The following is a 12,127-nucleotide window of genomic DNA, read 5'->3' as shown; positions in this document are numbered from 1 at the left end:
GCTGCTTTAGGCCACGCGCTTAAGCTGACGATAACCAGGTTTGGCCAACAGCAAATGCACGTCGCCCAGCGCGCATTCTGCAAAGCCACCCTCGCAGTAACTCAGGTAAAAATCCCACATGCGAATAAAGGTCTCGCTATAGCCCAACCGCTGTACGGCATCGATGTTGGCAAAAAAGTTTTCTCGCCAGAGACGCAAGGTGGTGGCATAGTCCAGGCCAATATCCTGCAAGTCCACCAGCCGCAAGTCGCTGGCGCGCGTCATGCTAGCCAGCATGGCAGTGTTCGATGGGATATTCGAGCCTGGAAAAATATAGCGCTGGATAAAATCCACGGAGCGGATGGCACTGTCATAACGCTGATCCGCAATCGTAATGGCCTGAATCAATGCAACACCGTTGGGCTTCAATAACTGGCTGACTTTGTTGAAATACGTGTCGTAGTATTGATGACCGACCGCTTCTATCATTTCGATTGAAACCAGTTTGTCGTATTGCCCATGCAGATGACGGTAATCCTGCTTGAGCAGCGTGATGCGGTCTTGCAGTCCTGCTTCCGCGATTCTGCTTTGTGCCAACGCATATTGTTGCTGCGAAATGGTGGTGGTGGTCACATGGCAGCCATAGTGTTTGGCCGCATAGATGGCGAAGCCGCCCCATCCCGTACCAATCTCAATCACGCGATCGTTGGCGCTAAGCTGTAACTTCTCGCAAATGACCTGTAACTTACGCTCAGAAGCCGCTTGTAAACTAGCGGGTTCCGTGTCAAACATGGCAGAGGAATACATCATGGTCGGGTCCAGAAATAACTGGAACAAGTCATTACCGAGATCATAGTGCGCGGCAATATTCTTTTTGCTGCCTGCCTCGCTGTTGCTATTGAGCCAGTGAAACAGTTTGAGCACGGGCTTGCTTAGCCATTGATAGCCGCCTTCCAGTGTGTCCATGACAGATTGATTAAGCACCATCAGGCGGATCACATCGGTTAATGTGTCTGCTTGCCAGTAGCCGAGCATATACGCCTCGCCCGCACCAATGCTGCCGCCAAATGCAATTTCGCCATAAAAACGCGCATCAAGCACGGTAATGCTGGCTTGAATCTGGCCTGGTTGTGCCTGGCCAAACACATGCGTTTCTGTGCCATCCACAAGCGTAAGCTGGCCAATCTGCAGTCCTGCCAGGCGTTTGAGCACCTGCGATTTGGCCAGTTGCGCTACCCACTTGGCGCGGCTTTTGGCCTTGAGCGGTTTGGTCAGGGTGTCCGTTGGCAAGGATGAAGGGCTGGGAAGGGTATTCATAGTATTCAATTCAGCGTCAGGTATTTTGATCAGGATGGGGATAGAACGGCACTTTTTTGAGCCAAAGCCGCAAGGCTTGCCAATAAATGGCGGCAATCACTTTCAGTGTCATCCACGGGTACTGCCACAACAGGCGATTCAAGGTAGCCGCCTGCCAGGGCTGTCTGTGTAATTTCAAGGTGGCAAAAAACATGGACTGTTGATCTCGCCAGTTTTGCATATGCACGTTGATGACCTCCGCCGGCAACGAAAATTGCCATTGATACTGGATATCCATAGGCATAAATGGCGAAACATGAAAGTCTTTTTTGAGGCTGAATACACCATTCTCGGCCGTATTCATGGCATGCACATAAGCAAACCGTTCTTTCCATGGAGTATTGGTGATGTGGCTCACAATCGCTTGTAATTGGCCTTGCTCATCGTGGCAGTAATAAAAACTCACCGGATTAAAGCAAATACCCCAGTAACGGCAATGGGTCAGCAAGCCGATGCGGCCCAGTGGACGCTGCCCGGTTTCCTGTTCAACCAGGTTGCGCACGCTGACATCCAGCGGCTCGTGGCTGGGCCCCAGATAGTCCTGGCGCCGAAAATAAGCCAGATTTGGTTTAAGATAAGACCATAAGCGATTGTTTTTAAATAGCTTTGGCAATTCATCCAGATCCAGATACAACATAAACAGCCGGTAGCGAAAACCATGCAGGGTTGGCTGCAGCCGCTGATGGCTCACCCAACCCGTATAAATGGCACTTTGCAAGTCGTCTGTTTGCAATGCTGCGGGGGGACTCATAAATGCATCGCCTGAAAATGTTGTATGGCCGCCAGAGCACTGACCACGCCGTCCTCGTGAAAACCGTTGCGCCAGTAGGCGCCGGCATAGCCAGTCCGGTGTTTGCCACTGATCTCGGCATGGCGGGCTTGTGCCTGGGCGCCTGCCAGCGTGTACAAAGGATGGCGGTAGTGCAGCTTTTTAATCACCTTGTCTGGCGCGATGGCATCGGTGTAGTTCAAGGTGACCAGTAAAGGCTCGCTGGACTGGATGCCTTGCAGGATGTTCATGTTATAGGTGACCTGCACCTTGTCTGTCGCTTGCGCCGTAACGTGGTAGTTCCACGCCGCCCAGGCTAGCTTGCGTTGCGGCATCAGACGGGCATCCGTATGCAGATATACCGTGTTATCCTGATAGGGAATGGCGCCTAGGATGTCGCTCTCGGCCGTTGTGGCCTCAGCGCCCAATATCTGCAAGGCTTCATCACTGTGGCAGGCAAAAAAGACAAAATCAAACCGCTGTGATTGCCCGTTTTGCGTGGTCACCGTGACGCCCTGTGTATCGCGTTGCACAGCCTGCACTGCTGCATTGAGCTGGATACGGTCACGATAGCCGGCAGTGATTTTTTCCAGATAGCGCGCAGAACCGCCGACGATGGTGCGCCACTGCGGCCGCTGGTCTACCGTGAGCATGCCATGATGGTGGAAAAAGCGCACAAAGAAGCGGGCAGGGAACTGCAGCATCTGTTCGGCATCAGTTGACCAGATTGCGGCCCCCATAGGCACGATGTAGTCGCGTATGAATTGGCTTGAATATCCCTGCTGTTTTAAATAGTCACCCAGCGGAATTTCATCGCCTGCAGCGAGCAGAGCCAGTGAGGTTTTGTTAAAGCGCAAGATATCCAGAATCATGCGGTAAAACGCTGGAGACAGTAAGTTGCGGCGCTGGGCAAACAGACTGTTTAACGTCGTACCGTTATATTCCAGCCCGCTGACTTCGTTGCGCACGCTAAAGCTCATATTGCTGTCACGCCAGACGACACCCGTTTCACGCAAAATGCGCTCAAACTCAGGATAGGTTTTATCGTTAAATACAATAAAGCCAGTATCTACCGCATGCTTCTGGCCACCAACCGTCACCTCATGTGTGTGCGTATGGCCACCGATGTAGTCGTTAGCTTCAAACAGGGTGATGTCATGCTGCTGATGCAAATAATAGGCAAGGGTATTACCAGCGATACCGCCGCCGATAATGGCAATCTTCAATCCCATTACAGCGGCCTTTCCTGATGATGCTGATCACGCACCTCAACCGGTACTTGCTTTAAATTCCAGATTAACCCCAAAGCAGCCAGAATTCTCAGTCCGTAATAGGTCAAATCAATCTCCCACCAGTAAAAACCTTGCTTGACCGAACCCGGAAAATGATGATGATTGTTGTGCCAACCTTCCCCCAGCGTTAGCAGGGCAATCAGCCAGTTATTGCGACTGTGGTCGCGCGTGGCATAACGGCGGCTACCCCAGACATGCGCCAAGGAGTTGACACAAAAGGTGGCGTGATAAAGCGCCACGGTGGACACCACAAAGCCCCACACCAGTAACTGCCAGCCGTTGGTTTGTAATTGTGGCGCATAATGTGCCAGGGCAGTCCCCAGTAAAAAGATGCCTAAAGCCAGTGCGAGCGGCACCAGGCTGTCAAAACGGTCCAACCAGCAGAGTTCACGAAAACGCGTCAATTCACGCACACGCTCTAATTGCGTCTTGAAATTGGCATGGCTCAGAAACCAGCCTAAATGACTCCAAAGCAAGCCATGCTGGTGTGGGGAATGAATATCTTGCGGCTGATCTGCATGCACATGATGACTACGGTGATGGGCAGCCCACCACAAAGGACCGCGCTGTACTGCAGTGGCTCCAATCAAGGCAAATAAGAACTGTCCGGCGCGCGAGGTTTGAAAGGTCTTGTGGGCAAAATAGCGATGATAAAAGCCGGTAATCGCAAACATGCGGATCAAATAAAGCCCGATGGCAAAGGCCACCGCAAAAGGACTCCAGCCCACCCAATATAAAGCGATCAGGGCAAGATGCAGGCCAACAAACGGCAGCACCCGCCACCAGTCTATGCTCTCCGCATGCGCACTGGCTGGCGGCTGGTAGCGCTGGTTATCCAGCCAGCCAATGAGCCGCCATAGCAGCCCGGTGATTCTGTGTTGCATGATTCGTCCTCTCTCAAATACGCGTCGCCTGTTGCGCGTATGGTGATGTTTGTTTGATCAACAACTCACCCTTTTATTGTGGTTGATGTTTGAAAACCTCTAGCTTGCTGGTGTCGTAGCCCATGGCCCGGATTCTAGCGACCAGTTGTTCATAGCTGGCCTGATCCAGTGTTGGTTTCCTCGACATCAGCCAGACATAATCCCGTTTGTTACGCGCAATGATCGTATGCTGGTAATCCTGGTCCAGGTAAGCAATCAGGTATTCTGATTTGAACGGCCACACAAACTGCATGCGCCACTCGGCATTGCCAGTGCCCGGCACAATAAAACCCGTCGGGTGATAGACTTTAAGTGGGCCTGTGAAACTGCCCTGACGAAAGCTGAAAGTAGTGGCAATGCTGCCATCCGAAGTCTTTTCATAGCGCTCAACCGGATTGTAAGGATCCTTTTCAATGAAGGTCGGGATCGCTGCAATCACATACCAGTCGCCCATAAAACGGTCCAAATCCACTTGCTCAACGGTTTTAATCGGAGGCAAGTTTTGGCAAGCGGTCAGAGAAAAAATACCCATTATACAAATCACTTTAAATAATTTATTCAACATATTGATTAAATAAGTTTATATTTAATTTTATAGCCTTCTGGCGTAATCGACTCCAACGCCACCCACTGCTGTTGCTGATCGTACCAAAGCGTAATTTTCAGTTTGTCTTTACCCTTTAAGCGGCCATTGAGCCGGTATTGATGGGTGAGGGTGGTCTGACCTTTCACCTCTATAGTTTTGCTGCCTTCATCCGTGACAGTCACATCCAGATATTCTGCATTTTGTGGGTTAAGTAAATGGGATTGCTTGAGTATTTCGGGATTCCAGTAAGCAAAGGTCATGATACAGCCTGGCAGGGTTTGCGCACTGCCATTTTTCTCAAGTACAAACTGATTATTTTGTATCGCCCCTTTGACGTCGGTGATTTCTTTATTTTCCTCGGTGTGTGCCGTCAGTTGAGATAGGCAGTTGCCTTGCCACTGTTCATCGGCCTGGTGCTGGTAGCGATAGGCATTAATAAACAGCACTTTGACCTTGAAATTGGCGCGACTTTGCAATTGGTTCTGATCCAGGCTAAAGGTGTGCGTCCCAATTTTTTGCTGGTCCAGATAGACCTCAAATGACCACTCCTGCGCCCGTAGGGGAATAGCGAATAACAGCGCCAGGCCAGTTAAAGTGCATCGCGTGATAACCTTAATTCTCATTTTTCAGCTCGCTTGGGGATCCCGGGAATAAATGCATTAGTATTTTTGACGTATTCGGCATACCCGGGACGACGGCTGTGGATAGTCTGCTCCATCAAACTCACACCACTGACTTTTAACAGCAAGAACGTCATCAAAAGCGGAGACACCCAAACCCAATAGCTCGCTGATGACGCCGCCAACAGCGCAAATCCCCACCAGATCAGACACTCACCAAAGTAGTTTGGGTGGCGGCTGTAGCGCCATAAACCAGTATTCAGTACCTGGGTTTGATGTCCGGTGGAAGCCCTGAATCGTGTGAGCTGCAAGTCCGCCACCACCTCCCAATATAGACCGAGCACAAATAACAATACGCCGGCCAGGTCCAGCCAATTCAAGGCAGCAGTGCTTGAGATGGCCGCGAACAGTGGATAAGAAATGATCCAGGCCAGCAGCGCCTGAAAAGCGAACACAATGTAAAGGCTTTTCAACCAGAAATAAGGCTCATTGTTTTTGCGTATCGTGTCATATCGATGATCTTCTTTACCCCAGTTGCGCCAGGTTAAAAAAATACTCAACCTTAGCGACCATAAGGTCACTGCGAACAGCATTAGGCAGGCGCGGAATGAAAGGTCTTGCATGAATATGGCGGTGACATAGGCCGTGATGGCAAAGAACAGGCTCCACATGCTATCCACATGGCTGTAGTGTTTGGTGATAAAACTTAAGAACCAGCCGCAAAGTGCAAACAACACAATCGCGATCAGCGCGTAGTAATAAATCATGTTTGCTCCAAAGCGAGAGACTGGTTAAAGCGATGACGTAACCACAGCATGAGTGGTAACAGAGTGGCCCATTCAAAGGCAAACCAGGCCAGGCTATAAAGGCTTGGTAATTGAATGGCTCCCACACTTTCAGCCCCTAAATAAGCAAGCGGGCCGAACACTGCCCCCAGCATGAACGCCAAGGCATATTTGTGTTGTAACCAGCGCATGCTGACGTTCAGCGTGGTGGCAAAGGCAAGCCATAAGGCCAACATCCAGAGTGGGATGTAGGCCAACCACTGCGTATGGTTTTCAAATAGGATCCATTGCAACTTATATGCAAATTGGTCTGCCGCTGCGCCAATCACTGCCGTCAACAAGAGCGGCAACGTTTGCGGCCAACCCTCGACCAGCGATAGATGCAGCAGGGTATAGAGCAACACTGCAGCGAAAACGGCTGTACTCAAGCCGGGTTTAGCGGACAATACGCACAGCCACCAGATCACTTGAAAAGAAATAAAATTAAATATAATCAATTTCTTATTGGTCATATTTAATCTTTCAGATTATCGTTTGGCAAACAAATAGTGGCTGACCCACCAGGTCTGGCCATGGTTGTAACCGAACAGTTCTGCGCAGGCCATGAAAAAAATCCGCCAACGTTGACGCCACATTTCTGCATCGGCCTGGCCATAGATAGACGCAAGGACAGGGGTCAGTGCCTGATGGTTTTGGTCCATCAGTTGCAGCCAGGCATTCGCCGTTTTTTCATAATGCGTGCCGTCCCAGCGCCATTTGTCTACCAGTTTCAAATCATCCTGAAAATACAGCGGCAAATCATCACTAGGCATCATGCCACCACTAAAGAAATACTGGCTCATCCAATCATCTTCCGCTTTGACATCAAAAGCATAAGGGGTGTAGCGATGGACAAAAATATGCTTGAAAAACAAACCACCCGGCTTAAGCCAGCGCGCCACTTTGCCATAGAGCACTTGGTAGTTGCGCATGTGTTCAAACATTTCAACCGAAACAATGCGGTCGTAAGTTTGCTCAGTATCAAACACATTCATGTCTGCAGTGAGGATATGAATGTTTGACAGACCACGCGCTTTTGCCTGACCCATAATATATTCACGCTGCGAAGCGGAGTTTGAGACCCCCGTAATCTGCGCCTGCGGATAATGGCTGGCCATCCATAGCGTCAGCGAACCCCAGCCGCACCCCAGCTCTAAAATATGTTGACCATCCTGCAACTGGGCATGTGCACAGGTTTGCGTAAGCGCAAGTTGCTCGGCTTCATCAAGCGTACGTGTGTCCGGCAACCAGAAACAGCTACTGTATTTGCGATTGCGGCCTAAACAATATTGATAAAAATTGGCAGGTACTTCGTAATGCTGTGCATTGGCTTTTTCAGGCAGTGGCGCGATCTCTGCCTGAGCCATTGCCTGCACAAATTGGACCAGACTTGACTGCGCTTGCTCACAATCCTGTTCAGAAATTTCTTCCAGCCTTGATTTGCACAAGCGCTGAATGCCTTTACGGATCAAAGCATCAGAGAGGTAGCCTTTTTCAGCCAATTTTAAGGCAAATGTTACAGGTGAAGTCATGATGATAATTATTGTATTAACTAAATGATTCTAGTATAAGTCCATTCGTCCTTCCGATTAGTTTCATGGATAGAAAACTTTTTATCACATCCAAAATTTAGGTGAATGTTGCTGGAGTTTACAGAGGGATATGCTGAACTCGTTGCCGGATAAGTTTTAGGTGTATACTAACCTGTATAGTTAAAAATATAGCCGGGGTTATCATCATGCAAAACAACTCTTCGACGGTATCTGCTGTAGTGACACTTTCTGTCATGCTTATGGCTTGTTCGCATGCCAGCAAGCCAGAAAAAACGGCTTCCGCCAATGTCGATTGGCCAAGTTACGGCTTGAATCTGAAGGCGCAGCGTTACTCTGCCTTGTCTCAAATCAACCAGAAAAACGTTCACCAGCTTGGGCTCGCCTGGAAAGTGGAAACCGGTGTAAAAGCCACGTTTCAAGCCACTCCGATTGTGGTCAGTGGCGTCATGTATGTCAGTTTGCCCTACAACCATGTGTTGGCGCTGGATGCAACGACGGGTCAACAGCTATGGAAATACACGCACGACCGCAAACCAGACTGGCCAATGTGCTGCGGTCCAGCTAACCGTGGCGTAGCCGTGGCAGAAGGCAAAGTGTTTATTGGTACAGTGGATGCCAGGCTGATTGCATTGGATGCCAAAACGGGCGCAAAGCAGTGGGATATTGATGTCGCCGCTAATCAGGTGAGCACCGAGCACCAGGACGCCTTAAGTGGTGATGACCCCAATAAAACCCGCAAAGTGACAGGGGGCACCGGGGTAGGCATTGCGATGGCCCCGGTTGTTTACAATCATAAGGTCATGATCGGCATTACCGGTGTCGGCTATGGCTTGCATATTGATAATCCTCGCAGTGATGCGCCCTTGGGCGCGGTGATCGGCGTCACTGGCCGTTATGGCCGTCCAGGCTTTTTGGCAGCTTATGACGTGAATGATGGTCATCAGGTCTGGCAGTTTGATACGATACCCAAGCAGGGTTGGGAAGGGCAGTTTGTGACTAAAACGGCCGATGGCAATCAGTTTCACAGAGACACCGCCGCTGAGCGGACAGCACTTAAAGACTACCCTGACGCCGCAAAATTTGGCGGAGGCTCAGCCTGGAGTACACCAGCCATTGATACCACAACCAATACCCTATACTTTGGCACAGGCAATCCCTCACCTCAAATGAACGATATTTCGCGCCCAGGCGATAACTTATATACAGTTTCTTTAGTGGCGCTCGATACCGAAACCGGTCAATACAAATGGCATTATCAACAAGTCCCTCACGATCTTTGGGGCTATGATCTGGCAAGCCCACCAGTCCTGTTTGACTATCAACTTCATGGCAAGACTATTCCTGCCGTGGGGCAGGCCAGTAAAACGGGCTGGTTTTACATTCACGACCGCAACACGGGTCAGTTCTTGACCAAGTCAGCCCCATTTGTGCCACAACACAATTTATTTGCCAAGCCAAGTCAAGAAGGTACTGTCATCTATCCAGGCATTTTAGGCGGTGCCAACTGGTCACCTGTCAGCCTCGATGAAAAACATCAGAAAGTTTATGTGGCTGCAATGCATAGCCCGATCAAATATACCGTTCACGAAACCACAGTGAATCCGGGCGAAAAACCTATTCGCTATGCAGCCAGTGAACCCACAGACGACCCTAGATGGGGCGTACTCAGTGCAATTAACCTGACTGATGGCAATATTTTATGGCAGCGAAAAACGAATCAACCATTAGTTGGTGGTGTTTTGAGCACTGAAGGCGGTCTGCTTTTTTGCGGTGAGGGTGCTGGTGCATTTGCTGCATACAACAGTAAAAATGGTGATGTGTTATGGCAATATCACTCGCAATATGGTGTGAATGCGCCACCAATTACATATATGGCTAAACAGACTCAATATATTGCAGTGGTGAGTGGCGGTAATTCATTGTTCGGTTTTAATCAAGGCGATGCAATCTTGGTATTTAAGCTTTTGCAGTAATGCTAAGTATCTATTTAATCTATTTTATAGATTAACAATCCCAACATAATTATTAAGACATATCTAAGGCGAATAAACTTTGTTTTTCGCCTTCTGATAAATGGCGAAGCTTCGTCCTTTTTTTGTTCGCATAATGTATATTATGTTAAATAAAACCCAATAAGCTGTCTCTTGGATCAGTTTGATTAATAAAAGCGTTAGGCAAAATCCTTATGCGAGAGCCACTAACTCTTTAAATTAACGCTTTACTGGTGCTTTTCTAAATAAAAACTCACGACATATTAAAGATTGAAAATAAATCAATATTTACATTGTCTTACAAAGTGCTAGTATTAGCTTTCAAACAAGAAAAAGGGAAGAAACATGAGGGAAGAAAAACAAATCGCAAAAGTACAAACGCAACTAACCCTGCTCTGGTTCTTAAAAATTGGGGAATTCTTAGGGACCATTGATCAGCAGAAACTTATCCATCAGTTAAACTTGAAGCCTATTGTCCTTAGAAGATGGTTGTTTGGTAAACAAGAGGTACCACACACAATCATGCATCAAGTAAAACAACTAGCCTATGCACCGCCACGCTCACGCAAGTGTAGAAAATTACGCATGACTGCGTGTGGTGAACAAGATTTAGCTTCGCTGAAGGTAAGGTGTGAATGGAAGATCCGCTTTTTTGATGAGATGAATAAGCGAGCAAAGTACAAGTTTTGTAAGAAGTTAAAGCGGATCATTTAATCCAAAGCGTAAATCCAATGAATGGCAATTGAAAAATTTGCACACTTTTTACGCCATTTATTCAGCCTTCAATCCTTTTTAAGCTGCGTTAGCATCAATATCCTATTGTTGGAGATGCTACATGCAGCTTTTGCCTACACAGGAAATGGTGAAAAAGATATCTGACTCCTGGTCGTTTGTGAGCGGTTCCGCTTTCAACTTCAAGGAAAGTCAGCGCTATACATTTCACAATCATGACAACCTCATGGCGGTTGTTCTCCCACTTTATATTGACCAATTGCCGCAGCATGAGTCGATTGCGATTGGCTTGATATTGGATGATGCTGAAGCGCACAAAATCGCATCTCATATGTTTGGCTTGTCTTCTGAGGAGTTATCCGATGAGGATGTCAAAGATGCCAAAAAGGAAACATGCAATATCATGGGGGGCGGCTTGATTGTGGATAAGCACAGTGAATTGGGTCTGCCAAAAGAGATTCCTTTAGAAGAGTTCTTTGAACTCCAAAAAACGGCGACATTTAGCCGTTTATTTGTAAGCGATAAACCAAACGAAGACCTGGTGAATCTGGTGATCTTCGATGTAAATAATCATAAGTTTTCAGGGGTATTTTCATTATGAGCTCAATGACGGGTGAAGCAGCCAAATTCTTGATTGTGGATGACAGTCGCGCAATACAAAGTATTATCAAACGTGCGATTGAAGGATGTAATTATCCAAAGCTAGAAATTCAAACTGCGACGGATGCTGAAGCTGCGATGACTATTCTTGAGGGCTATCGCCCTGACTTGATTATTACTGACTGGCACATGCATAAAATCAGTGGCCTTGAATTTTGTCAGCATGTCTGCCAAACATATGGGAAAAAAATCCCCATTGGCTTTGTCACCACGGAATCCGCCGCCGAAAAAATTGATCAGGCCTATCAAAGTGGTGCAAGATTTGTAATTAACAAACCATTCCAAGATATTGATTTAATATCAAAAATACTGGATATTATTCCAGTGGGCGGGGTCATCGAGCAGCCTCCTGCTATCCCTGAGAATCTTGCGACTAGCCATCAAATGCTCTCAAGCATGCTTAAGGGTCAGGCTTTTACGCTAGAGCCCTGCCCTCCACTGGGCTTAACGGATTTGACTGAAAACAATTTAATTGGATTGTTTGGCGAAAACGGGAAAACACCCCCCGTCAATGCGCTTGCAATCATGGAAATGAATGCTGTAGGACTGTTGTGGGCGTTGAGTAATGAAAAACCAGAGATACTTAAAACCATTGTCGCCAGTGGCAACGCCAGTAATGATCAATTAGATGAGGCGAGAAGGTTCATGGATGAGTTTGGCGCGGGTATGTCAATTGGACATAAAAATGGTCCATTGAAGCTGGCTAGATCAAGTATAGTCAGTCGGCAATTTCCCCGCCTTGAGATGTCGTTGAAGAGCAATGCTGGCCGTATGGATTATCGAATCCATGTACCAGAAATCGGGACAGGATTTATTACTTATATCAAACTCCTGTAAGGAGA

The 12,127-nt window shown here is 48.0% G+C and carries 13 protein-coding genes; 4 read left to right on the top strand and 9 right to left on the bottom strand.

Annotation, left to right across the window (positions count from 1 at the left end; translation table 11 throughout):
- Positions 1 to 6 precede the first annotated feature (6 nt).
- The 9 genes from ACT53C_RS09285 to ACT53C_RS09245 form a co-directional block, all read right to left on the bottom strand.
- Entirely contained in the window at positions 7 to 1,296 is a 1,290-nt protein-coding gene (locus tag ACT53C_RS09285) for a class I SAM-dependent methyltransferase (RefSeq protein WP_476145648.1), read from the bottom strand.
- Between the two features lie 16 nt (positions 1,297 to 1,312).
- Positions 1,313 to 2,086 carry a DUF1365 domain-containing protein gene (locus ACT53C_RS09280; protein WP_476145647.1) on the bottom strand — a complete coding sequence of 258 codons (774 nt, stop codon included), beginning with the start codon at positions 2,084 to 2,086 and terminating at the stop codon, positions 1,313 to 1,315.
- Entirely contained in the window at positions 2,083 to 3,330 is a 1,248-nt protein-coding gene (locus tag ACT53C_RS09275; RefSeq protein ID WP_476146043.1) for an NAD(P)/FAD-dependent oxidoreductase, read from the bottom strand. Before ACT53C_RS09275 ends, ACT53C_RS09280 begins: the two co-directional genes overlap by 4 nt.
- Before the next feature lie 5 nt (positions 3,331 to 3,335).
- Positions 3,336 to 4,280: an acyl-CoA desaturase gene (locus tag ACT53C_RS09270; RefSeq protein ID WP_476145646.1), complete on the bottom strand. Its 945-nt coding sequence runs from the start codon at positions 4,278 to 4,280 to the stop codon at positions 3,336 to 3,338.
- Positions 4,281 to 4,353: 73 nt separating this feature from the next.
- Entirely contained in the window at positions 4,354 to 4,851 is a 498-nt protein-coding gene (locus tag ACT53C_RS09265; protein WP_313989159.1) for a lipocalin family protein, read from the bottom strand.
- 38 nt (positions 4,852 to 4,889) lie between these two features.
- Positions 4,890 to 5,528: a DUF6134 family protein gene (locus ACT53C_RS09260; RefSeq protein WP_476145645.1), complete on the bottom strand. Its 639-nt coding sequence runs from the start codon at positions 5,526 to 5,528 to the stop codon at positions 4,890 to 4,892.
- Entirely contained in the window at positions 5,525 to 6,292 is a 768-nt protein-coding gene (locus ACT53C_RS09255) for a DUF1295 domain-containing protein (protein ID WP_476145644.1), read from the bottom strand. Before ACT53C_RS09255 ends, ACT53C_RS09260 begins: the two co-directional genes overlap by 4 nt.
- Entirely contained in the window at positions 6,289 to 6,822 is a 534-nt protein-coding gene (locus tag ACT53C_RS09250) for a DUF2878 domain-containing protein (RefSeq protein WP_476145643.1), read from the bottom strand. Before ACT53C_RS09250 ends, ACT53C_RS09255 begins: the two co-directional genes overlap by 4 nt.
- A gap of 15 nt (positions 6,823 to 6,837) precedes the next feature.
- Positions 6,838 to 7,881, bottom strand: coding sequence for an SAM-dependent methyltransferase (locus ACT53C_RS09245; protein WP_476145642.1), 1,044 nt, complete (start codon positions 7,879 to 7,881; stop codon positions 6,838 to 6,840).
- Positions 7,882 to 8,087: 206 nt separating this feature from the next.
- Between ACT53C_RS09245 and ACT53C_RS09240 the strand changes: the two genes are divergently transcribed.
- The 4 genes from ACT53C_RS09240 to ACT53C_RS09225 all read left to right on the top strand — a co-directional run bounded on the left by ACT53C_RS09240 (position 8,088) and on the right by ACT53C_RS09225 (position 12,122).
- Positions 8,088 to 9,875, top strand: coding sequence for an outer membrane protein assembly factor BamB family protein (locus ACT53C_RS09240; protein WP_476145641.1), 1,788 nt, complete (start codon positions 8,088 to 8,090; stop codon positions 9,873 to 9,875).
- A gap of 363 nt (positions 9,876 to 10,238) precedes the next feature.
- Entirely contained in the window at positions 10,239 to 10,607 is a 369-nt protein-coding gene (locus ACT53C_RS09235; protein ID WP_476145640.1) for a hypothetical protein, read from the top strand.
- Positions 10,608 to 10,728: 121 nt separating this feature from the next.
- On the top strand, positions 10,729 to 11,226 hold the full coding sequence (locus tag ACT53C_RS09230; protein WP_476145639.1) for a chemotaxis protein CheX: 498 nt from the start codon (positions 10,729 to 10,731) through the stop codon (positions 11,224 to 11,226).
- A gap of 5 nt (positions 11,227 to 11,231) precedes the next feature.
- Positions 11,232 to 12,122 (top strand): response regulator, encoded by an 891-nt coding sequence (locus tag ACT53C_RS09225; protein ID WP_476145638.1) that lies wholly within the window; start codon positions 11,232 to 11,234, stop codon positions 12,120 to 12,122.
- The last annotated feature ends 5 nt before the right edge of the window (positions 12,123 to 12,127 follow it).

Source organism: Methylophilus sp. DMC14 (assembly GCF_056314085.1).
Note: the sequence above shows the minus strand (reverse complement) of the source record. Positions and strands in the feature narration are given on the sequence as shown.

Coding starts and splice junctions, on each gene's coding strand:
- ACT53C_RS09240 (WP_476145641.1), top strand. CDS start 8,088: ATGCAAAACAACTCTTCGACGGTATCTGCTGTAGTGACACTTTCTGTC.
- ACT53C_RS09255 (WP_476145644.1), bottom strand. CDS start 6,292: ATGATTTATTACTACGCGCTGATCGCGATTGTGTTGTTTGCACTTTGC.
- ACT53C_RS09280 (WP_476145647.1), bottom strand. CDS start 2,086: ATGAGTCCCCCCGCAGCATTGCAAACAGACGACTTGCAAAGTGCCATT.
- ACT53C_RS09245 (WP_476145642.1), bottom strand. CDS start 7,881: ATGACTTCACCTGTAACATTTGCCTTAAAATTGGCTGAAAAAGGCTAC.
- ACT53C_RS09285 (WP_476145648.1), bottom strand. CDS start 1,296: ATGAATACCCTTCCCAGCCCTTCATCCTTGCCAACGGACACCCTGACC.
- ACT53C_RS09260 (WP_476145645.1), bottom strand. CDS start 5,528: ATGAGAATTAAGGTTATCACGCGATGCACTTTAACTGGCCTGGCGCTG.
- ACT53C_RS09270 (WP_476145646.1), bottom strand. CDS start 4,280: ATGCAACACAGAATCACCGGGCTGCTATGGCGGCTCATTGGCTGGCTG.
- ACT53C_RS09265 (WP_313989159.1), bottom strand. CDS start 4,851: ATGGGTATTTTTTCTCTGACCGCTTGCCAAAACTTGCCTCCGATTAAA.
- ACT53C_RS09235 (WP_476145640.1), top strand. CDS start 10,239: ATGAGGGAAGAAAAACAAATCGCAAAAGTACAAACGCAACTAACCCTG.
- ACT53C_RS09225 (WP_476145638.1), top strand. CDS start 11,232: ATGACGGGTGAAGCAGCCAAATTCTTGATTGTGGATGACAGTCGCGCA.
- ACT53C_RS09230 (WP_476145639.1), top strand. CDS start 10,729: ATGCAGCTTTTGCCTACACAGGAAATGGTGAAAAAGATATCTGACTCC.
- ACT53C_RS09250 (WP_476145643.1), bottom strand. CDS start 6,822: ATGACCAATAAGAAATTGATTATATTTAATTTTATTTCTTTTCAAGTG.